Below are 21,081 nucleotides of genomic sequence, written 5' to 3' on the forward strand. Positions count from 1 at the left end.
TAAATGATGCGCAGAGGCAGCACGAGGCCCAGGCCGGTGCTGTTTACCCTTGCTCGAACGGCACCCGCAACCGGCTGCCCGCAGACTTCAGTTCCTCGCGGTGGAGAAAAGCCAGCTTCTCTAGCACCTCCACTCCCTGGGCGGTCAGGCTCACCTGCACCTCGCGGCGGTCCTCGACGCCGCGTTGGCGCTGCACCAGCCCCAGCGCCTCGCAGCGCTTCACCAACGCCACCGCCCCATGGGGCACCATCTGTAGGCGCTCGGCCAACTCACCCACACTGGCCCAGTCGCGACCCGTGAAACCCTGGGTATGCAACATCAGCAGGTACTGTTGCGGCGTCACCCCATGGGCCTGCACCGCTTCCTCGGAAAAACGCAGAAAGCGCCGCAACTGATAGCGAAACTCCGACAGCGTCTCGAAATCGGATTTATCCAGGGTATCACTCATCGACGCGGCTCCTGGTTCAAACGGGCGAGGGTGGCCGTGACAATCGCCTCCAGGTCGTCGGCATCCACATCGATGAACTCATCGCGCTCATCCAGCACCGCCTGCAACGCCTGGTGCAATTGCTGGCTGGCCGGCGACACCGCGCGCGCGGCGACCGGGTTCGGTACATGGCCATGAGGGTAACGGTGGCGGCTGAAGGTGTGGAACACCAGCGCGCACACCAGCAACACAGCGGAGTTCAATAACACGGGGTCGAGGACGAACCCATACCCGGCGGCATGAATACTGGGCCCACCCAATACAGCGGTCAGCGCCACGGCACCGGAAGGCGGATGCAGGCACCGCAGGGCCAACATCAACCCGATCGCCACCGACACCGCCAGGGCCGCGGCGATGATCTCGTTGCTGATCCATGCCGCGCAAGTCACGCCCACCAACGAAGCCACCAGGTTACCTCCCAGCAATGCCCAGGGCTGCGCCAACGGGCTGGCCGGGGCCGCGAACAGCAACACGGCGGACGCGCCCATGGGGGCGATCAGCAAAGGCAGGTCGGCGCTCAGTCCCAAAGCCCAGGTGCACAGGGCGGCGGTAATGCCGATGCCCAGCAGTGCGCCAAAAGCGGCGCGCAGGCATTCGCGAGGGCTGAGGTGCAGCGGGGCAGGGCGCCAGCGCTGGAGGGACGAGTGCAGGGTGCGGAACACGGTGTAGGATCTCGGGCAGCAAAAAACGCGCATTTTATATCACGCCGTGATGTATTGCGCGAATCCCTGTCGCGCCGGGGCGATCAGGCGCGCATCTGCCCCAGCAGAGTCGCGGGAAAGGATCCACCGCGTGATGCCTGTTATCCTTGCGTATCAGGAATTCAAGCGTCAGCGCTTACAAGGACGTCTTACATGACCTCGCCACACATCGTGCGTTACTGGCACGCAGTCGAATTGCTGCAGCCCCAGGCCGTTCCGAAGCTCGCCAAACGCGACGGAGCCTACCAACCGTTCTATCAGGACATGCCCGCGTCCTCGGCCGTGCTGCCGTGGATGCCGGCCAATCCTCTGAGCCGCCAACCCCTTCCCGACAAGCGTGTGTGGAGCCATACGCTGTATGCGCACCTCTACAATAACCAAACGGTTTCGCGCCGCCTGGAAGCGCTCTACGGTGCCGACGTTGGCTACAGGGAACCGCAGAACAAGCGCTGCGCGCTCTACTCACTCAAATTCAATGACCAGGGGTTCATGCTGGCCGACAGCCTGGTGCTGTCCAGTGAAGCGTGGTTCGTCGGGCGTGCGATCCACGGCGAGGACTGGCGACGTGGCTTCGAACACACCCAGGACTACCTTCGTGAACAACTCAGAACCCAGCTTGGTGGCGTGGTGCAGGCTGCGGACCTGGCCTGGCTGACGGACTTCATTCGTCAAACCTTGAAGGTCGACGAATTCTTCGGCGATGAGCCCCGTGTCCATCGCTTCCGCTCGGCACCGGTCAACCCGAAGAAACCCGAGCAGGAAGACGATCCGTTGAACAGCTTTCTGCTCAGTGATCTGGCGGACACGGCTGACGCGGTAGAGCGTGGCGAGACCAGTGAGCCGCTGGCGCGTTACCTGAGCCTTCACGACCCCGAACAACGCCTGCACCTGGACAAGCCCGAAGCCGATCTGCCCTTGCTCGAGCGCCTCGCGCCCTCGCGCTATGCAGCAGGTTGCTGGCCGGCCGAAAAGCACCTGGGCCTGGTCCACTCCCAGCAACTGGCAGTCAACAGCCTGCTGGAGCTGAGCGACGAAACCGGCATCATGGGCGTCAACGGCCCACCGGGTACCGGGAAGACCACGTTGCTGCGTGACCTGATCGCGGCGGTCGTGACGCAGCGCGCCGATGTCCTGGCCTCGCTGGGCAGGGCGTCGGACGCCTTCGTTCAGGACGGCCGCGAAATGGCCAATGACGGCGGACGCGCGCGTGCAGCCTATCAACTCAACCCCTGCCTGTTCGGGTTCGAGATGGTGGTGGCTTCCTCCAACAATGGCGCGGTGGAAAACGTCACATTGGAGTTGCCCCAGCGGGACAAGGTCGACTCCACGTGGTTACCCGACGCCGAGTATTTCAGCGAACTGGCAGAGCTCACCAGCGGCAAGCCGGCATGGGGCCTCATCTCCGCGGCCTTGGGCGCCAAAGCCAAACGCACCCGGTTCGTCGACCGTTTCTATTATGGGCAAGTGCCTGCCAAACCAGCGAAGGGCAATGGCGAGGCCGCCGCACTGAAGCCTGATGCGGCTGACAGCTGGGCGCTGGAGGATGACCTCGACGCCGACGAAGCCGCACCGGACACCCCTGGCGACCAACCTGCTCCCAAAGGCATGCGCGAATGGCTGGCCGAGCAAGCGGCGGACATGAAGGCGCTCAGCTCGGTTGAAAAAGCCAACCTCTGGCGCGCCGCGATCAAGCAATATCAGGACGCCAAGGACGCCGAACACGCGTTGCGCACCCAGGTCAGCGGCATTAGCCAGAGCATCGAGGCATTGGGCACGGCCAGGGCACGGGTCACGCAGATGCAGCAGGACCTTCAGGCGCTGGTCGCGCAGCGTAGCGATGTCGAGGGTGAACAAGCCCTTGTGGAAACCCAGCAGCTATCGCCGGCCCGCGAGAAGCTGCAACACGAAGTGCAGACTTTGGCATCGCACCTCGCGGCAAAGCCGAGCTTCATGGCCAACCTGTTCAGCCTGTGGGGCACGCACCGCAACTGGGCCTCCCGTCAGCGGTTGCTCGACAGCGCCCACGCCCTGGCCAAGGACGCTTTCGACAGCCTCCAGCGCCAGGTGCAGCGGCTCTCGGGCCGTATCAATGAACTGAGCCAGCGAATGGCTGCGGCCGAGGTGGAGATCACCGAAGCGGTACGGCATGTCGATGTGCAGCTGGAAAAGGCCCGCCACCTGGCGCAAGCCGGGCAGGCCGAGCACCTGTCCAGTTGGCTGGAGAGTGGCCTGGCGGGCCGGGGCAGTGACATCGAACTGCGAGAGCCGTGGGTGGTGGAAGGCTGGCGTCAGGCCCGCGCGAAAGTCTTCATTGAAGCCCTCAAGCTGCACCGCACTTTCATGCAGATCGAGGCCACGCGCCTGGGCGCCAACCTGGAATTCATCACGGGCCTGCTTACCGGTAGTCGATACGGCGGCGTCTCCCAGGCCGTGGTGCGTTCGGCGTGGGCGTCCTTGTTCATGGTGGTGCCGGTACTCAGCAGCACGTTCGCGTCTTTCGCCCGTTCCTTTGGCAGCCTGGGGTGCGCGCAGATCGGCTGGCTGCTGGTAGACGAAGCGGGTCAGGCCACGCCCCAGGCCGCGGTGGGTGCGCTATGGCGGGCACGCCGGGCTGTGCTGGTAGGCGACCCATTGCAACTGGAGCCGATCGTCACCGTGTCCGACGCGGTGCTGGAGCATATGCGCACGCACTACCAGGTGGACGCCCATTGGCTGCCCAGCCGCCACTCCGCACAAGCGCTGGCGGATCAGGCCACCACCTGGGGGCGCATGGCGGGGCCGAGGGACGAAAAATGCTGGGTGGGGTTGCCCCTGGTCGTTCACCGCCGCTGCGACGAACCGATGTTCGAACTGGCGAACCGCATCGCCTACGACGGCGCGATGGTGTACGGGACCGTCGCCCCATCCCCGGCCAAGGAAACGCCGGCTCGCCTGTTGACCGGGTGGGTGCACGTCAGCGGCCCGTCCTCAGGAAACTGGGTGGCCAACGAGGGGGTTGCGCTTGAGCGCCTGCTGGCGGTGCTGCAAACCGATGGCGTGGCCATGGACAGCATTGCGGTCATCACCCCCTTCCAGGACGTGCGCAACCAGCTCAAGGAACGCCTGCCCGCCAAGATGGTGCGTGGCACCATCCACACCATGCAGGGCAAGGAAGCGGCGGTGATCATTCTGGTGCTGGGCGGCAGCACTGAAAGCCCCGGCGCCCGCGAATGGGCAGTGTCCAAGCCCAATCTGCTCAACGTCGCCGCTACCCGGGCCAAGCGTCGCTTGTATGTGATTGGTGACCGGGGTGACTGGCAGCAGCGCAAGCTGTTCTGTGACGTCATGGAGTGGTTGCCGGCGCACCCGCCGATGACGGCGGGTTGCCCTGCTTGAACAATGGGGTGCTGCGCTGACCGCCAGCCCCTTAATACTCCCCGCGCACGGTCAACATGAAGTTGCGCGGGTCGCCGTAGAAGTTGCCATTCGATGAACTGGACACCGTGCGGTAATACACCTTGTCGAACAGGTTGTTGCCATTCACCGAAACGCTCCAGTGCGGCGTCACCTGGTACTTCACCATGGCGTCATACACCGCGTAACCCGCCTGGGTGTAGTCGAACGGCACGCTGGTCTTGCCCAGCGTGCCATCGCTCAGGTAAGGGTAGGCCGAGCCGCTGACATAGGTCGCGCTCTGCAGGGTCACGCCGCCACCCACGGTCCAGTCTTCGAAGCGGCCAGGCAGGTTATAGGTGGTCCACAGTTTGGCTTCATGCTTGGGCGTGATGGTACTGAGGGCGACATTCTCGGTCTTGTTGCGGTTGTTGTTGTACACATAGCTGGCCATCAGGTTCCAGCCCTTGGCCAGTTCACCCGAGGTTTGCAGTTCCACGCCTTTGCTGATCACTTCGCCCTGGTTCAGGTAACAGCAACTGCCGCCCCACAGCGCCGATTCTTCCGGGTAGCTGGGGTCCAGCACCGCGCCGCCGTCGCGCTTGGTATAGAACACGGCAATGCCGGTATTCAGGCGGCCCCCGAAGTGCTCGCCCTTGAGGCCGACTTCATAGGTCTTGCCGACCATGGGGTCGACCACACTGCCGCTGGTGATCGGGCCCTTCAGATAGCTTTGCTGCGGTTTGAAAATCTTCGAGTAGCTGGCGTAGGCCGACCAGGTATCGCTGAGGTCGTAGATCACCCCGCCATATGGGACCAGCCGCGTAGGCTCGCGCATGTCGATGGTGCTCTGCACCACGCCGGCATTCTTGTAGGTCTGCTCGAAGTGGTAGCGCGATAGCCGGCCGCCCACGATCACCTTCATCGGGTCGGCCACCTGCAGGGTCAGGCGCGAGTACAGCCCGTACTGGGTCTGGTCGTTAGGGCTGTAGACCCGCGGCGTAGCGTAGCTGATCGGGTTGGGATCCCACGGTTGCGGGTCGAACACGTTCACCGCTGCTTTGGTGTTGGACAGCACCCCGGAGCCCTTCCATTCGCTGGACACCTGCTGCCAGTCGCCGCCCACGACTAGCTCATGCTCGTGGCCAAAGGCGTCGAAGCTGCCCGACAGGTTGGTGTCGAATAGGTTCTGGCTGGTCCAGTAGCGGTTGTAACTGCCGTTGCGTACCGGGCCGGTCAGCGTTGTCGGGTTTAGCGCCCCGGTGGTCACCGCCGACAGTGCCGTGCCTGAGTCGTGGGTGTTGGTGTAGGAGATATTGGCCTTCCAGCCGTTGTCGAAGTAGTGGTCCAGCTTGGTGAAGAGTTCCTGCGACTTCACATCGCTGTAGGCCCACTTCTGGCTAAGGCTGGTGTGGCGCGGCAGGCCGATGTCACTGCCATCGCTGTAGCGCGGCAGGCCGGCGTAGTTGCCCGAGTGCACGCTTTCAAACATGCCGCCCAGGGTCAGTGTGGTGTCGGGTGTCACGTCCCATTCCGCCACGCCATAAACGGTAGGCTTCTCGGTGCTCATATTGTCGATGGCGTACTGCCGGTCGGTATACGCCGTCACCAGGCGGCCGCGCAGGGTGCCACTGTCATTGAGCGGGCCGGTCACATCAAGCATCGAGCGGTAGTTGTCCCAGGTGCCGGCCGCCGCTTCGAATTTCAGCTGGTAGTTGGGCAGCGCGCGCTTGCGCACCACGTTGATCACCCCGCCCGGGTCGCCCACGCCGCCGAACAGCGCGCCCGCGCCGTGCAGCACCTCCACATGGTCGAACTCGACCATGTTGAACAGGCGCATGGAGTAAAAACTGGTGGCATTGGACGACAGTGCCATCGGCGCGGCCCCATCGATCTGGATGCTGTCGATGTTGAACCCACGGGAATAGAAATCGTAGGTCGATGCACCGGTCTTCGACACAATGACCCCAGGCGCGTAGCGCAGTGCATCTTCAAGCTCGGTGACAGCGGTATCGTCGATCATCTGCCGGCTCACCACCGACACCGACTGCGGCGTGTAGCGCAGGCTGGTCGGGGTCTTGGAGCCGACACTGACGGCGCCCGTGGTATAGGAATGCGAGTTCTCGGTCATCTCGCCCATGCCCTGGCCGCTGATCTCGGTGGTGCCCAGTTGCAGCGTGTCACTGCCCACCGGCATGACGATCACCCGGTAGCCGTTGCCGTCAGGCACTGCTTGCAGCCCCAGCGGCGTCAGCAACCGCGCTAACGCCTGCTCCAGGGTGAAATGCCCCACCAGCCCCTCGCTGTGCTTGCCGGCGGACACCGCCGCGTCGATACCCAGCATCACACCCGCCTGCTGGCCCAGGTTGCCCAGCACAGCGTCCAGGCTGCCCGCGGGAATATTCAGGCCCAGCGCCTGGGTGGCGCCGGGCGCGCTGTCGGCAGCCATGGCGGGGCAATTGACCAGGCTGATGCAGAGCCCCAGCAGGGCGCCGGCCAGCGGCGTGAAGCGAGTGTGCATGTAAACGTTCCCTGTACGACAAGAGTGATGAATGAGCGCTGCACGACAGCGCCGTTTGTAACCCTTGATGCGCGAGAACGAAAAAACTGCCACCTGGGTGAAAAAAAAATTGGTTCTTCACGGAATCCCGGGGAAGTTGGTGGTGCCTTCTGGGATCTCTAGTGAACCAATAAGGCGGACCAGGTGATCTCACAGGCATAACTGGCCCGAAATAGATGTGGGAGCAGGGGGGGCGCCGAGCCCTTGCCTGGGAAGCGCCGCGCGGGCGGCGCTCGATTTCAAGGGCGCAGGAAAAACCAGGACATGCACTTGGTAGCCCTGTTGCGATTTCAAGCCGTGCCGACAGAAGGCTCAGCGGAGCTCTTGGCTTGAGATCGCATCAGGGCCGCCGGGCGCCAGACGATGTTGTTGTGTCGCTGTTGAAATCGAGCGCCGCCCGCACGGCGCTTCCCAGGCAAGGGCTCGGCGCCCCCCCTGCTCCCACATCTATTTCGGGCCAGTTATGCCTGTGAGATCACCTGGTCCGCCTTGTTTGTTCACTCAAGATCTTCGTAAGCACCACCAACTTTCCAGGTAATCCTTGAAGAACCAAAAAACTTCACGCCGCCTGCAACGTCGCCCAGTAGCCCAGCACCCGATTGACCTTCACCGGCAGCAACCGCGTCAACAGGTCGAGGCTGGCCTCAGGGTTATCGATGGAAAAACTGCCCGACACGCGCAACTGCGCCACGCTGCTGTCACAGCGCAAGATGCCCCGGCGATAGCGGTCCAGCTGCCGCGCCACGCTCACCAGCGGCATGCGCTCGGCCACCAGCAACCCCCGCGTCCAGGCCTCGGCCGTGGTATTCACCGCGGTGACCGCAGCGCTGCCGCCAAGCGCAAATGCCTGCCCCTGCCCAGCCGTCAACGTCGCCACCGCGCCGCTGGCGCTGGACGTCACCTGCACCTGCCCGCTCAATACCTGCACCAGGCTTGCCGGCTGCTCGGGCAAGTCGCGCGACACCACCAGCCGCGCGGGCCCGGCCAGCTCGATCGACACATCGCGGGTACGCACCGTGAGCGCGTCCGCGCCGGTAAACGACAGCCACAACCGCCCACTGTCCAGCATCAGCCGTGAAGGGGCGACGTCCAGCGCGGTACGGGTATCCAACTGCCCCGCCAGGTGGCTGCCTAGCTGCAGGGCGCGGCGCTCGCCGGTAGCCGTGGCGTAGTCACTGGTATAAGGCGCCAGCCACTGATGTTCACGCGCCTGCCAGCCGCCACAGGCCAACACCCCCACACCCACCAGCGCTTTCAGCGCGCCGCGTCGCGTCGCCAGGCTGCGCGCCTGCAACGCTGAACGTACATGCTCGGCAGGCATCGCCCCAGCGCCAGCGCGCAGGTCGCGGTTCAGCCCGTTCAAGCGCTGCCACACCCGCTCATGCTGCGGGTGCTCGTTGCGCCAACGCAGGCACGCCTGCTGATCGGCGGCACTGCACACGCCCGACTGCAGGGTCACCATCCACGCCAGGCCCTGCTCCAACACCTGAGGGTCAATGGCGCCCGCTTCGCCCGCGCGGAACAGACTCATGCCAGGTAAACGGCCGCGTAACAGTGCCGGTAAGCCTTGAGCATCGCCTTCTGCACCATATTCACCGTCAGGCCCAGTTGCTCGGCAATCTGTGGATAAGTGAGACCGTCCAACTGCGACAGCAGAAACACCTCCCGCACCTTGCTGCCCAGCCCATCCAACACACTACCGACCGTCTCCAGCGCCTCGATCACCAGCAACCGGGTCTCCTCCGACGGCACCTCGGCCGCTGGCGTCAGGCTCAACGACCGCACATACGCCAGCTCCAGTGCCTGGCGCCGAAAATGCTCGCCGCACAGGCGGCTGGCCAAGGTGCGCAGGTAAGCGCGGGGCTCGGCAATGGTCGGCAGTTGCTCCTGGCGCAGCAGGCGTACAAATGTATCCTGCGCCAGGTCCATGGCCTGATGGTGGTTGCCCAGCTTGCGACGCAGGATTTGCACGACCCAGGCGTGGTGGTTGCCGTAGAGGGATTTCACCTGATCGTGGACCGTTGCGCTTGGCAGCATCTTGGGTGGGCCTGGGGAAGGGGGGGGTGTTTATGATAATGATTTGCAATAGCGAATGCTATATGGGAGGGCGGTCTGTGCCTTGCGCACGCCAACGGGCAGCCGCAAGGCAGCGGGCTGACGGCTGCGCCAAAGGTGCTCGCCCGCTAGAACGGCGACCGCTAAATGAAGAAATCAGGACATGTTCCCGGGGCCTTGATCTCAACCATCAAGGCGTCTGCTTTTTCGAACCTGGAATTTCCCCTGCATCCCACCGTTGATCAAACGCCCGGCGGGCAGCGTTTTTCCCATCGACGCAGGCAACCATCTGCGCATCAGTCTTCCAGTTGTCGCAGCCTTTGGGTTCTTGGTAAGTCGCATCCCAAGCCTGCTCCTTGGCCCGCTGAGCCGCCGCTCGTTGCCTCAATTCGCTGATGTATTGCTCATTGGCCAGTTGCGTGGCATGAGCGGCTGCCGCCTTTTGCTGTTGGGCTGTCGCTAACTGGCGGTGCTGCTCGGACTGGGCACGTTGGTTGATGGCCTGGATGGTAGCGGTCTGCTGACGGAAGACGTCTTGGATGACGTCCATCAGGCAGGTATACGTGATCGCCCCTATTACCAGCGGGGCAAGGATTTTCATGAAGAGCAGTTCGGGCATGAAAGAGTGGCGTCTTGCCATGGTCAACGTCCGGGTTGAGAGTGGCGTAATGCGGATTAGGGCAGGACTCTATCGGCGGCATATCTGCAATCAAATGGCAGGATGCCTGGCTCCAGTTTCGCAGATGATGCTGGTAGGGATCAGTCCCGTTGCCCAGCAATCGCTTTATAGCGCCGCTGGTACTCTTCATATGGGAGGTTTTGGCTAGACAACTGCTCGAGCTGTGCTTCTTTTGATGCTGCCGCGGGCGAAGGCACAGCTCGGTAACCAGTCGAGCTCACTGAACCATACAGGCCCCGGTCTGGCGAGCCTAGACATTGGAACTTTACGGTTTGCTCCGAGTTCAAGCAGCCGAATAACCCTGACGCAAGACACACGGTCCTCCTACTACCGAACTTATCCGCCCCCTGGTAACCCCAGGCTTTGCATTTCTGCGCGGCAATCTCCAGCGCTTTGTTGATGTCACCTGCGTCGTAGTTGGCTCCGCCCTGGAATGCTACGTCCAGCAAGCCATCGGCCCGGCTGCCGTCGAGGGCGTAAATGTCCTTGCGCTGCTCGACGCAACCCACCAAGGCGATGGCTGAGGTTAGTGCAACGATGAGTCCGATTTTCATGGCAACGTCCTTGGTGTCAGTAGTGAAGAACAGCGCTGCATATCCCGGGAGATGGTCGTACCGCATTAAGCCGGAACGGTAGAGGGGAGGGGCGATAGTGTCAATTTAATATTGCTGCCGGTTATCATCGTGGTTAAGAGGCGAGCGGAACTGGTCACCCACGTTTTCACGGAGGCTGCTGCTTGAAAAGAAATCTTGCCGTTGCAGCACAATTGCCGCACTGAGGCAAACAGCATAACCAATGGGATTAAACGCCAAGGGCATCGCTAGAGAGCATCACTGCAGTGCAAGAGTTACTTTTCAATGAGCCGGTTTGTTCCCGAGTAGAGGCTAAGGATGCCCAGCACCTAATATGCACATCAACGCCCTAGCCCGCCTATTGCTCAGTCGCAAAGCGCAACGCCGGCAGCAACGACGCATTGAACATCGCTCCATGGCTGAGTACCAGCTCCTGGTAGTCCACCGTGACATTCGCTCGCCCCGCCAGACCCTCGGCCAATTGCCGCGCCGCCTCAGGTGACACTTCGCTGGCGCCTGCCGGCCCACGCCCCACCTTGGATGCCGTCCCACGCATCATCAACAGGCGCACCCGGTTTGCAGGCGCAAGCTTCTGCTGCTCACCGAGCAGCACGCCGTTTCCCCACCAGACTGAGGGATCCGCTACGGCATACGCCTGGAAATCATGGGTGTGCGTAAACAGCACATGCAACGCGAACAACCCGCCAAACGAGTGCCCCCACAGGGTCTGCCGCTGTGGATCGACCTTCGCCAAGGCTGCCACTGCCGGCTTCACCCGCTGCTCGATCAGCAGGGCAAATTGGTCCGCCCCACCGCTAGGCCGAGCGTCTGCCGAGGGCGTGCCCAGGGGCAACCCGGGAGTATCGTCATAAGCCCGCGCCACCACATCGAACCGCGCATTCACGGCATAGCCGATCAGCACCAGCACTGGCAGAGTGTCGCCGTGAACCTGCCCCAGCAACTGATCATCCAACGCGGCCAATACCGCGTTTCCATCCAGCATGTAGAGCGCCGGATACCCCGCCGCCGGTGCCGCGTGCTTAGGTACGCCGACCCAGACGCGGTAGTGCCGCTTGGCGTCCACGGAGTCCAGGTCAAGCTGGGTGAAGCGGTATAGCGATGAGCCACGCTGGGCAATGTTCGGCGTGCTGGGCAGCGACAGGTCAGGACGAGCAGACGCCGTAGCGACCGCCCCCGAGAAGAACACCATCAGCAAAAATCGGATAAGCATCATCAGAACGATACCGTCAGACTGGTGTAGATCGCGCGACCGTGTTGGTTATACGACGCCGCCCCTGCCGTGCTGGAACTGCCCTTGCGGAACAAGCGCTTATCAAAAAGGTTGCTGACCCCTGCCCCCAGCCGAACGCTTTTGGTCACGTCGTAGCCCAGGTTGAGACCCACCAGGCTATAGCTGCCCAGCGCCTTGCTGTTCACACCACTGGCGGCCTCGGAGTTGGTGGTGGCGTAGGTCGGCGGTTTCTGCCGGCCGTAGGAGGTCAAGCTCAGTTGCGATGACAGCCTGGGCGTCATTTGCCAGTCGAGCATTGAGTTGAGGGTGTATTTGGGGATCAATGACAGTGGGTTGCCAGTGTCTTTGTTTTTCGACTGGATCATGTAGGTGGCGTTGTTCGTCCAGGTGATGTTGCCTGCCACCGGGATCTGCAGCGTACCCTCGATCCCTTCGGTCACGGCTTTCTTGGCGTTGGCCCATTGGTACACGTTGTAGCTGCCGGCAGTGGCCACCGAGTCGTTCAGGTCGACGGTGATTTTGTTGCGGTAGTCGTTGCGGAAGTAGGTCAGGCCGGCCACCCAGCCGTCACGTTTGAACTCCAGGCCAAGTTCCTTGTTGACGCTGGTTTCCGGGTTGAGGTCGGCGTTGCCCAGGATGTAGCAGCCAGTGGTGTCGCTGACGCCGCAGCCTTTGCCGTTGCTGACCAGCATGTAATTGGGGTTGAGCTGGTAGAGGTTAGGCGCCTTGAAGGAGCGGGCAATGCCGGCCTTGAACGTGTAATAGTCCCAGAAGGCCTGAGAGAAGTTAAGGCTGGGCGACCAGTTGGGGCCGAAGTCGGAGTGATCGTCCATGCGCACGCCAGGGGTGAGCATGGTGCCGGGGGCTACCTCGATGTTGTCTTCGGCGAACAGCGAACCGATGTTCGCACCCACTTCGCTGTTGCGGGTGCCGGTGGCGTAGCCGCTGATGGTGTTGCCCGCGGAAGTGGTGGCACTCAGCGACGCAGGATCATTGAGTTCCTGGCGAGTCCACTCGCCGCCCAGGGTCAGGGTTTGCGGCATGGCGGTGGCAAGCGGCAGGTTGAATTCGCCGTGGCCCAGCCAGTCCTTGAGTTCGCTGGTGGTGAATGTGTTGGAGTTGATCAGGCCTTCGGAGCCGCCACCCAGGCCCTCGTCGAGGCGACGGTTGCGGGTGTTTTCGTATTGCACGTAAAACTTGCTGGTGCCGAAATCCCAATCGCCGTTGTGAGTAATGGAATAGATTTCGCGGTACATCTTGTTGGTTTCGCGGCCCAGATAGTTGCCGGCCAGCTTGGTGGAGGTGTCGAGATTGCCCTGGCTTTCACCTGCGTACATATTGCCCTGGCGGCTGTAGTTGGCCTCGAAATCGATGGACTGGCGGTCGTCGATCGTCCAGGTCAGCAGGCCGCTGATGTCCTTGTTGCGCACGCCTTCGCTGCCGGCCGGCAGCGTGGTCGAGGTAGCCTGGTGGCCTTTGTTGATATCCCAGTCGTCATTGTCCGTGGTGCTGACGTTGCCGTAGATGCGGTAGTGCAGGCTGTCGGTCAATGGCCCGCTGAGGCCGAAGTTGGCGCGCTTGGTGGCACCTTCGTCCTTGTGGGTAGGCATGTTGGTGTACACCGAGACAGTGCCGTGGGTCTGGTCGTCGGGGCGCTTGGTGATGATGTTTACCACGCCCCCCGCAGCGCCGTTGCCGTAGCGCGCGGCGGCAGGACCGCGGATCACTTCGATGCGCTCGACCTGCTCGGCAGGCACCCAATTGGTGTCGCCGCGGGTGTCACGGTCACCGGTAACGCTGTAGCGGATGGAATTGCGTGAAGTGACCGGTTTACCATCGACGAGTATCAGAGTGTTTTCCGGACCCATGCCGCGGATGTCGATCTGACGGTTATTGCCGTGCACGCCGGTCCCGCTGTTACCCGTCAAGTTCACCCCCGGCATTTTGCGGATGATGTCAGAAAGGTCGTTCACCGGTGGGGACTTCTGAATGTCCTTGTTAGTGATGATCGACACGCCGGGCATCTGTTTGGCCTCCTCCTCGGCGGTCGCAACCACCGGTGTGGCGCTCAGCACTACACTTGAATCCTTTGGCCCCGTTGCTTGCGATTGCTGCTCAGCGCTGTGGGGGATTGGCGTGAGCACATACGTCTGGTTAGGCTGGCGCTGGGCTTGCAAACCGCTTCCCGCCAGAAGGCGCGCAAACCCTTCATCGACGTCAAAGTTTCCGCTCAGGCCTGGCGAGGTCATGCCTCGAGTCTGCTCAGCATTGAAAGACAATGTGATATTGGCTGCTGTCGCGAACAGGCTCAGCGAGGCGCCCAGTGACCCTGGGTCAATCTGGTAAGCGTGGGTTTGGCTCTGCGCCATCAACTGCGTGGGCGCAAGGCTCAGGGCCGAAAAAAAACCCAGCGCTACCGTGAGATGAACGGCATGACTCAGTGGCCGGGCGGTATCGAAAGCAAATCGTGACATCAAGGTTTCCTTCGGTTGGCAGGCAGGGAAGCAGTCGTTGTGACCGTTCCCATGCAGAGGCCGAATGAAACGCAGAATCGGCAACCCTAATTGGAAAGAATTCTCAATATCTTCAGGCAGCCTCAATACTGACCCAATACCGCGTCACGAAATGCACCGTCACTGGCAGCGACTGGCTAAGGTTTTCCAAAATGGTCTCGATATTGTCGATGCGGAACGCGCCGCTCAGGCGAAGGCGTGCGACACCCGGCGCGCAGCGCAGCACCCCTTGGTAGTAGCGGCCGAGTTCCGTAATGAAGTCTGCCAGATACCAGTCGACAATCGTCAACATCCCTTGGGTCCATGCACCTGAGCCAGGCGGGGCGGGTGTCACTGGGCTGATTTTTTCACGGTCGAAATGGGCCTGTTGCCCCGCATCAAGACGCTGCATTTGCAACGCTTGGTTCAATGGCCGTAGCTCCACCGCTTTATCTAAAACACACACATTGGTGAATGCTGGTTCGGCGCGCACGATGAATCGCGTACCCAGGGCGCGGACGCTTCCGTGGGGTGCTTCGACAACAAAGGGGCGGGGGTCGCGGGCTGTTTCTACGAGAATTTCACCCTCATGCAGACGGACAATTCGCAGCTGGTGGGTAAAGGTGATATCCACGGCACTTTGAGTGTTGAGGTCCAGCTGGCTTCCATCGTCCAGCTGCAGGTGTTTCCGCTGACCTTTGGCGGTGCTCTGGTCCGCCAGCAGACCTGAACATGGCAGGTATCTGCTGCTGACCATCCACCCGCTCACGCCCACCGTCAGCAGTATGCTCAATGTTTTTAGCACAGAGCGTCTGCGAGCATTCACGCCATCGAGAGTCGACAGCGAAATTTCTACTGGCAGACCTGAGTACTGCCTCTCCAGTTTTTCCACCCTGGCCCACGCGCGTTCGTGCTGTGGGCTGGCCGCCATCCAACGGCGCCAGGCGCTTCTGTCCTCAGCTGATGGAGTCGTGCTATTCAGGTGCACGTACCAGGTAGCAGCGGCTTCCAGCGTTCGTTGATCCAGGGGCGTGGGCATCAATCTTCCGTCAGCAGCAGGCAATGGGTCATGGCGCGAATCATGTGCTTCTTGACCGTGGTCACAGACACGCCAAAGCGCTCGCTCGTCGCGATGTAGCTCAAGCCCTCAAGTTGCACCGTAAGGAAAATCTTGCGCGTTCGCTCCCCAAGGCCGTCGAGCATGGTATCGATCGCCTCCAACGTCTGGAGAATCGCCAGCCGGGTTTCTGGCGATACCTCCACCGATTCGGGGCGCAGCGCCAACGCTTCCAGGTAAGCCTGCTCAATGGCCCGCCGCCGAAATTTGTCGACCATCAACGCGCGGGCGATCGTACTCAGATAAGTGCGTGGCTCACGCACGTGATCAGCATTGCGCGAGAGCAGCAGACGTACGAAGGTATCCTGGGCCAAGTCGGCTGCATCGCTTGAGTTACCGATTCGGGCGCAGAGCCATCCTTTCAGCCAGCCGTTATGTTCGTTGTACAGCAAGCGAAGGGCGTGGTGATCGGTAGCACTCATGAGCGGGCAGACCAGCTGTATCAATAGTAATGAGTCGTATTATCTTTTGATTCTTTTGCTTACTGCAAGGCTGGGGCTTGGTGATCTGGATTTTGGGAGGGGTGATGTGCTGCACGGAGGTCATGGTGGGAGGGGGCTGAAGCGGTATGCGCGGGCGGATGATGCAGTGGATGTGCGGCGTATTGAGAAGCCGGGTGGCTGTTGGCGAAGGGTAGTCTGAGTTGGGTGGGCGCAGGGGTAGTGGTTAGATTCGAACGTTGCATTTCCGCGAACGATGATCGTTGGTAAATTCCCATACCGGTGCTACGCACAGAAAAGAGTTATCAGGTCGGAGTGATACCGCCGCGTTCTTGTTGAAGCTGGCTCACCTATCGGCGCAGGGCTGATTCAACCAGCCCAAGGGAGCGGGCTGCCTTGGCGTGGCTATAGCCTTGGTCGAGCGCCAGGCTGGCGGAGAGATACCGTAGCAGAGGTGGGGGCGGGCCATGGTGCATGGCTCTCACCGGCAGTGAGATGGCTGGTGGGCCGGGGTAAGTTGAAACGACCGCCTACTCACCTGATTTTTCTCCGCTTTTAGCGGTTAAGGTTGGCCTGTGGAATACTAACTGGAATACCAGTGTTCTCAATCAACTCAGTGAGCTCAATGGTAGGGCAGCTCTCGATGGGTTTTGGTACAGCTATTAAACCTTCATCTGCCAATACGCCGCGCTCGGGGCGAATTTTGCCAATCCCGTGCACAACTGTCGCATCGTTACGTTCAAGTACTCGCCACTTTGCGCGGCGGTGTTCTTAACAGGGCTTTGAATCCCCCTGGTTTCCTAGGCATTCTACTCGCGGCAATTGTACAGCCCTGCACAGGTCGAGGAGATATCGCGAAAACGTCAATGTTTGCGGATTTGGAGCCCGCTAGCTGAATAGCCAAATCAGTACCGTAGGCGGTTTCTGATACTGGCGTGGAGTTACCCAACCGGGTAAGGTTCGGCATCAATCAAAACGTCTCGCAGGGCGGGTAAATCACCTTGCCCTTAGTAAGGAACAGCAGCGTGTATCAGCAAAACCTCGCCGACTTCATCTGGAACGTGGCCGACGTGTTGCGCGGCGATTTCAAACAGTCCATCTACGGCCGTATCATCCTTCCCTTTACCTTACTGCGCCGTTTGGAATGCGTGCTGGAGCCGACCCGTGACAAGGTGCTCAGCCAATACAAGAGTATGAAGGCCAGCGGCGTGGACATGGACCTGATCCTGCCAACCACGGCCGGCGCCAAATTCTACAATGTCTCGCAGTTCTCCCTGGGCTCGGTTGGTTCCACCAGCACCCGCGCCAACTTGGAGGACTATGTCGCCAAGTTTTCCGCCAACGCCCGCCAGGTGTTCGAACATTTCGCCTTCTCCGACTGGCTGGTTCAGCTCGACAAGGCTAACCTGCTGTACCTAGTGACGCAGAAGTTTGCCAGCATCGACCTGCACCCGGAAACCATCAGCAACCACGAGATGGGGTTGGTGTTCGAGCACCTGATCCGCAAGTTCGCCGAATCCGCCAACGACACCGCCGGGGAGTTCTTCACCCCGCGTGACGTGGTGCGTCTGGCCACTACACTGGTGTTCGCCCCCGATCATCAGGCGCTCAATGGCGAAGGCGTCGTGCGTACCGTGTACGACTGCGCGGCCGGTACCGGCGGCTTCCTGTCCTCGGCCATCGAGCAGGTGAGCGAGTGGAATCCCAATGCCCGTCTGGTGCCCTACGCGCAGGAGCTCAACCCGGAAACCTACGCTATCTCCGTGGCCGACAAGCTGATCCAGGGCTTCGAGACCCGCAACATCAAGCTCGGCAACACCCTCTCCAACGACCAACTGCCCCATGAGCAGTTCGACTACTGCCTAGCCAACCCACCGTTCGGCGTGAAGTGGGAGAAGGTGCAGAAGCAGGTGCAGGACGAGCACAGCCAGCAGGGTTACGCTGGCCGCTTCGGTCCGGGACTGCCGCGCGTGGGTGATGGCTCACTTCTATTCCTCATGCACCTGCTTTCCAAGCGCAAGCCCATCGAGCTGGGCGGCAGCCGTATCGGCATCGTGCTGTCCGGCTCGCCGCTGTTCAACGGCGGCGCCGGCTCGGGCGAATCGGAGATCCGTCGCTGGATTTTGGAAAACGACTGGCTGGAGGCGATCATCGCCTTGCCCACCGACCTGTTCTATAACACCGGCATAGGCACCTATATCTGGGTGCTGTCCAACCATAAGGACGCAGAGCGCCGTGACAAGGTGCAACTGATCGACGCCAGCGCCATGCACGCGCCTATGCGCAAAAGCCTGGGCAGCAAGCGCAAGTACCTGTCGGATGAGCAAATTGCGGAAATCGCGAAGCTGCATGAGGCGTTTGAGGAAGGCCCGAACAGCAAGGCTTTCGCCACCAGCGACTTCGGCTACCGCCGCATCACCGTCGAGCGCCCGCTGCGCCTGCGCTTTTCGGTCACTCCGGACAAGCTCGCTGCTTACCGCGACACTAAGGGCTCCGATCAGGCCGAGGCCTTTGCCGGCGTGCAGGGCGAGTTCGACAACCTGCCGGCCTTCCTCAATGCCGCCGGCATCAAGAAACTCGGCAAGGGCGCGCTGAAAGCTGCGCTGGCCTGCTTTGGCGAACGCGATGCGAATGCCCAGCCGGTGCTGAACGACAAGGGTAACCTGCAGGCCGACAGCGATCTGCGCGAGTTCGAGAACGTACCGCTCAACCAGAGCATCGACGACTACTTTGCCTGCGAAGTGCTACCCCATGTGCCGGACGCATGGATCGACACCGGCAAGACCGACGAGAAGGATGGCCAAGTCGGCATCGTCGGCTACGAGATCAACTTCAACCGCTACTTCTACGTCTACCAGCCGCCGCGCGCGCTGGTCAAGATTGATGCCGAACTCAAAGAAGTTGAGGCCGAGATTGCTGCGCTGCTGGGCGAGGTTACGGCATGAGCCATTACAAGCCCTATCTGGCCTATAAAGGTTCCGGGGTGGAGTGGTTGGGAAGGGTGCCGGAGCATTGGGAGATCACGCCTCTCAAGTACGAGGCGGAATTCGTCAATGGCGCGGCCTTCAAACCTGAGCAATGGTCCGAGATTGGGACGCCCATCATCAGAATCGAAAATCTGAATGGCAGCCTCAACTTCAACTGCTTTGATCGTGAGATGGATGCTCGTTACCACGTTGAACAGGGTGACCTGCTGTTTGGTTGGTCGGGCAATAGGGGAACCTCGTTTGGGCCATTTATATGGCCGCATGCAGGCCGACACTACCTAAATCAGCACATTTTTCGGATTTGTAATTTCAAGTTCGACAAGGCGTGGTTCTACTGGAGTTTGAAGGCCGTAACTGCGCATGTGGAAGACCAAGCGCATGGCATCATCGGTATGGTGCATATCACAAAAGGGGATCTTGGGGGTATCAAAATTGCTATCCCTACGCTTGCTGAGCAGCAGGCAATCTCTGCCCATCTAGACCGCGAAACTGCCCGCATCGATGCGTTGATTGAAAAGAAAACCCGCTTTATCGAACTGCTGCGTGAAAAATGTCAGGCGCTGATCACGCATGCGGTCACCAAGGGCCTCGACCCCAACGTTAGGATGAAAGACTCCGGCGTTGAGTGGCTGGGAGTGGTGCCGGAGTCTTGGAAAATGCTCCCCCTCAAGCGGCTGATAAGCAGTATTGGCCAAGGGTGGAGTCCTGAGTGCGAAGCTCGTGTGCCAGAAGAGGGTGAGTGGGGGGTGGTGAAGGTCGGTTGTGTGAATGGCGGCGTATTCCGCCCCGAAGAAAGCAAAGCGCTACCTACCGAAATGGAGCCACGGCCAGAGCTCAGCTTGAGAGCAGGCGATGTTTTGATCTCTCGCGCTAACACTCGGGAGCTAGTCGGCAGTTGTGCTGTCGTCCCTCATGACTACCCGTACCTACTGCTTTGCGACAAGCTCTACCGGGTTGGATGCGGTGAGCATGTAATGCCAAACTTTCTTGCCGCGTTAGTCACTGTGTATGGGCGCAGAGCTGTGGAGATTGAGGCTACTGGAGCTAGCTCATCCATGGTCAATATTGCCCAGTCTGTCATTCTGGACTTGCTTGTCGCAGTTCCCGACGCGGATGAACAGGTTGAAATCATCAGCCGGGTCTCTGCAGCTACGACGCGGATAGAACATTTGCGTGAAAAAACCGAGCGTAGTATCAAACTGCTGAAAGAGCGCCGCTCTGCCCTAATCACCGCGGCTGTCACAGGTCAGATCGACCTGAGGGAGACCGTATGAGCCAGGGGCGCAGCCTGCGTCTATTTCTGGTGGATGGCACGCCCAATGGTCTGCTCACCGCCGAGATCATGAACTGGACCGGCCATGTGCTGACAGGCCCACGCTCCAAATTGGCCGAGCTGGTGCAGCGTGCCGAATGCGCGCGCACTGGCGTGTACTTTCTTGTCGGTCCCGACCCAGATGACAGCGTGCGTACCAGGGTGTATATCGGCGAGTCAGATGATGTGGCCCAGCGTCTAAAACAACATAACCGCCCGCAAGAGCAGGGCGGCAAAGACTTCTGGGAGCGTGTATGTCTGATTACCAGCAAGGACCAGAACCTGACCAAGGCCCATGCCAAGTATCTGGAGAGCAAACTTATCCAGATCGCCAGTCAAGCCGGTCGCTGTCTAGTAGGCAATGGCACTGCACATAGCTACACCAATTTGCCTGAGTCGGACCGCGCGGACATGGCGTTTTTCCTTGAACAGATCCGAATTGTGCTACCTGTACTGGGCCTCGACTTCCTGCGCGAGCTGATCAAACCCTCCAAGCTTGTTATGGAATCAGTCGAGCAACCGGTCAGCCAGTCGCCGCGTTTTGCATTACAGCTTCCAAAGAGCAAGGAGCGCGCGCAAGCGCAAGAAGTCGATGGCGAGTTCTTTGTTCTGAAGGGTGCCCGGGCTCGAGCTCAGTGGGTAGGAACTGCGGATCACAATTATCGGAACCTGTACCAGCAGTTGGTGAGTGATGGTGTGATGGTCAGTGACGGAAGTGAGTATCTGGTGTTTAAGGACGACTATGCCTTCAGTAGCCCGAGTGCCGCAGCAGCGGTTTTGTGTGGGCGTGCAGCTAGCGGTCGAACCGCTTGGCTGGTCGAGGATAGTGGCGAAACTTATGCCGCCTGGCAGGACAGCCAACTCAACGGTGTTGGTGTGAAGCCAGAAAACTAGTAGCTCGATGAATAAGATCAAGCAGCTGCAGCGGTTGATCTTGATGGCGCCACCAACTACGAACTTGACTGTTGGCACCTACGAAGACGGTGGGTGAACGTTCCCCGGGTGTATCTGTAGATACGCCCGATAGACATTATTAGATGGGCTGTTCCCAAGGA

General features: G+C 60.7%; 15 protein-coding genes and 1 pseudogene. 4 read left to right on the forward strand and 12 right to left on the reverse strand.

Annotated features, from left to right (window positions below):
* Positions 1–43 precede the first annotated feature (43 nt).
* Positions 44–448: a MarR family winged helix-turn-helix transcriptional regulator gene (locus HWQ56_RS03545; protein ID WP_158159110.1), complete on the reverse strand. Its 405-nt coding sequence runs from the start codon at positions 446–448 to the stop codon at positions 44–46.
* Complete coding sequence (locus tag HWQ56_RS03550; RefSeq protein WP_209008697.1) at positions 445–1,149, reverse strand: HPP family protein; 705 nt, start codon at positions 1,147–1,149, stop codon at positions 445–447. The genes HWQ56_RS03545 and HWQ56_RS03550 overlap by 4 nt, the downstream gene beginning before the upstream one ends.
* A 192-nt stretch (positions 1,150–1,341) precedes the next feature.
* On the opposite strand from HWQ56_RS03550, the gene HWQ56_RS03555 reads away from it, so the two are divergent.
* Positions 1,342–4,563: an AAA domain-containing protein gene (locus HWQ56_RS03555; protein WP_176569799.1), complete on the forward strand. Its 3,222-nt coding sequence runs from the start codon at positions 1,342–1,344 to the stop codon at positions 4,561–4,563.
* Positions 4,564–4,594: 31 nt separating this feature from the next.
* On the opposite strand, the gene HWQ56_RS03560 is transcribed toward HWQ56_RS03555, so the two are convergent.
* The 10 genes and pseudogenes from HWQ56_RS03560 to HWQ56_RS03605 form a co-directional block, all read right to left on the reverse strand.
* The gene (locus HWQ56_RS03560) at positions 4,595–7,081 is read right to left on the reverse strand and encodes a TonB-dependent siderophore receptor (RefSeq protein ID WP_158159116.1); all 2,487 of its coding nucleotides are present in this window, start codon (positions 7,079–7,081) and stop codon (positions 4,595–4,597) included.
* Between the two features lie 598 nt (positions 7,082–7,679).
* Positions 7,680–8,651, reverse strand: a complete 972-nt coding sequence (locus HWQ56_RS03565) for a FecR family protein (protein WP_176569800.1) — start codon at positions 8,649–8,651, stop codon at positions 7,680–7,682.
* Entirely contained in the window at positions 8,648–9,157 is a 510-nt protein-coding gene (locus HWQ56_RS03570; protein ID WP_176569801.1) for a sigma-70 family RNA polymerase sigma factor, read from the reverse strand. The genes HWQ56_RS03565 and HWQ56_RS03570 overlap by 4 nt, the downstream gene beginning before the upstream one ends.
* Before the next feature lie 208 nt (positions 9,158–9,365).
* Positions 9,366–9,794: a hypothetical protein gene (locus tag HWQ56_RS03575; RefSeq protein WP_158158099.1), complete on the reverse strand. Its 429-nt coding sequence runs from the start codon at positions 9,792–9,794 to the stop codon at positions 9,366–9,368.
* A 140-nt stretch (positions 9,795–9,934) separates the two neighbouring features.
* On the reverse strand, positions 9,935–10,408 hold the full coding sequence (gene yecR / locus HWQ56_RS03580; RefSeq protein ID WP_176569802.1) for a YecR family lipoprotein: 474 nt from the start codon (positions 10,406–10,408) through the stop codon (positions 9,935–9,937).
* A gap of 376 nt (positions 10,409–10,784) precedes the next feature.
* The gene (locus HWQ56_RS03585) at positions 10,785–11,660 is read right to left on the reverse strand and encodes an alpha/beta hydrolase (protein WP_176569803.1); all 876 of its coding nucleotides are present in this window, start codon (positions 11,658–11,660) and stop codon (positions 10,785–10,787) included.
* Entirely contained in the window at positions 11,660–13,810 is a 2,151-nt protein-coding gene (locus tag HWQ56_RS03590; RefSeq protein ID WP_425331951.1) for a TonB-dependent siderophore receptor, read from the reverse strand. Before HWQ56_RS03590 ends, HWQ56_RS03585 begins: the two co-directional genes overlap by 1 nt.
* Before the next feature lie 60 nt (positions 13,811–13,870).
* Positions 13,871–14,152 (reverse strand): annotated as a pseudogene (locus HWQ56_RS29370) (STN domain-containing protein); the annotation flags it as partial.
* A 112-nt stretch (positions 14,153–14,264) separates the two neighbouring features.
* Positions 14,265–15,209: a FecR domain-containing protein gene (locus HWQ56_RS03600; protein ID WP_176569804.1), complete on the reverse strand. Its 945-nt coding sequence runs from the start codon at positions 15,207–15,209 to the stop codon at positions 14,265–14,267.
* Positions 15,209–15,709 (reverse strand): sigma-70 family RNA polymerase sigma factor, encoded by a 501-nt coding sequence (locus tag HWQ56_RS03605; protein ID WP_158158095.1) that lies wholly within the window; start codon positions 15,707–15,709, stop codon positions 15,209–15,211. Before HWQ56_RS03605 ends, HWQ56_RS03600 begins: the two co-directional genes overlap by 1 nt.
* A gap of 1,043 nt (positions 15,710–16,752) precedes the next feature.
* Here HWQ56_RS03605 and HWQ56_RS03610 point away from each other — a divergent pair.
* Genes HWQ56_RS03610 through HWQ56_RS03620 form a run of 3 tightly spaced genes read left to right on the forward strand, consistent with a single transcriptional unit; the run spans position 16,753 to position 20,920 of the window.
* Positions 16,753–18,672 carry a type I restriction-modification system subunit M gene (locus HWQ56_RS03610; protein ID WP_176569805.1) on the forward strand — a complete coding sequence of 640 codons (1,920 nt, stop codon included), beginning with the start codon at positions 16,753–16,755 and terminating at the stop codon, positions 18,670–18,672.
* Positions 18,669–19,988, forward strand: a complete 1,320-nt coding sequence (locus tag HWQ56_RS03615) for a restriction endonuclease subunit S (protein ID WP_176569806.1) — start codon at positions 18,669–18,671, stop codon at positions 19,986–19,988. Before HWQ56_RS03610 ends, HWQ56_RS03615 begins: the two co-directional genes overlap by 4 nt.
* The gene (locus HWQ56_RS03620) at positions 19,985–20,920 is read left to right on the forward strand and encodes a GIY-YIG nuclease family protein (protein ID WP_176569807.1); all 936 of its coding nucleotides are present in this window, start codon (positions 19,985–19,987) and stop codon (positions 20,918–20,920) included. Before HWQ56_RS03615 ends, HWQ56_RS03620 begins: the two co-directional genes overlap by 4 nt.
* The last annotated feature ends 161 nt before the right edge of the window (positions 20,921–21,081 follow it).

Source organism: Pseudomonas eucalypticola, assembly GCF_013374995.1.
Taxonomy (GTDB): Bacteria; Pseudomonadota; Gammaproteobacteria; order Pseudomonadales; family Pseudomonadaceae; genus Aquipseudomonas; species Aquipseudomonas eucalypticola.

Excerpts from the sequence above, each read along its gene's own strand:
- HWQ56_RS03545 (WP_158159110.1), bottom strand. The coding sequence starts at position 448 with ATGAGTGATACCCTGGATAAATCCGATTTCGAGACGCTGTCGGAGTTT.
- HWQ56_RS03555 (WP_176569799.1), top strand. The coding sequence starts at position 1,342 with ATGACCTCGCCACACATCGTGCGTTACTGGCACGCAGTCGAATTGCTG.
- HWQ56_RS03560 (WP_158159116.1), bottom strand. The coding sequence starts at position 7,081 with ATGCACACTCGCTTCACGCCGCTGGCCGGCGCCCTGCTGGGGCTCTGC.
- HWQ56_RS03565 (WP_176569800.1), bottom strand. The coding sequence starts at position 8,651 with ATGAGTCTGTTCCGCGCGGGCGAAGCGGGCGCCATTGACCCTCAGGTG.
- HWQ56_RS03570 (WP_176569801.1), bottom strand. The coding sequence starts at position 9,157 with ATGCTGCCAAGCGCAACGGTCCACGATCAGGTGAAATCCCTCTACGGC.
- HWQ56_RS03575 (WP_158158099.1), bottom strand. The coding sequence starts at position 9,794 with ATGCCCGAACTGCTCTTCATGAAAATCCTTGCCCCGCTGGTAATAGGG.
- yecR (WP_176569802.1), bottom strand. The coding sequence starts at position 10,408 with ATGAAAATCGGACTCATCGTTGCACTAACCTCAGCCATCGCCTTGGTG.
- HWQ56_RS03585 (WP_176569803.1), bottom strand. The coding sequence starts at position 11,660 with ATGATGCTTATCCGATTTTTGCTGATGGTGTTCTTCTCGGGGGCGGTC.
- HWQ56_RS03600 (WP_176569804.1), bottom strand. The coding sequence starts at position 15,209 with ATGCCCACGCCCCTGGATCAACGAACGCTGGAAGCCGCTGCTACCTGG.
- HWQ56_RS03605 (WP_158158095.1), bottom strand. The coding sequence starts at position 15,709 with ATGAGTGCTACCGATCACCACGCCCTTCGCTTGCTGTACAACGAACAT.
- HWQ56_RS03615 (WP_176569806.1), top strand. The coding sequence starts at position 18,669 with ATGAGCCATTACAAGCCCTATCTGGCCTATAAAGGTTCCGGGGTGGAG.
- HWQ56_RS03620 (WP_176569807.1), top strand. The coding sequence starts at position 19,985 with ATGAGCCAGGGGCGCAGCCTGCGTCTATTTCTGGTGGATGGCACGCCC.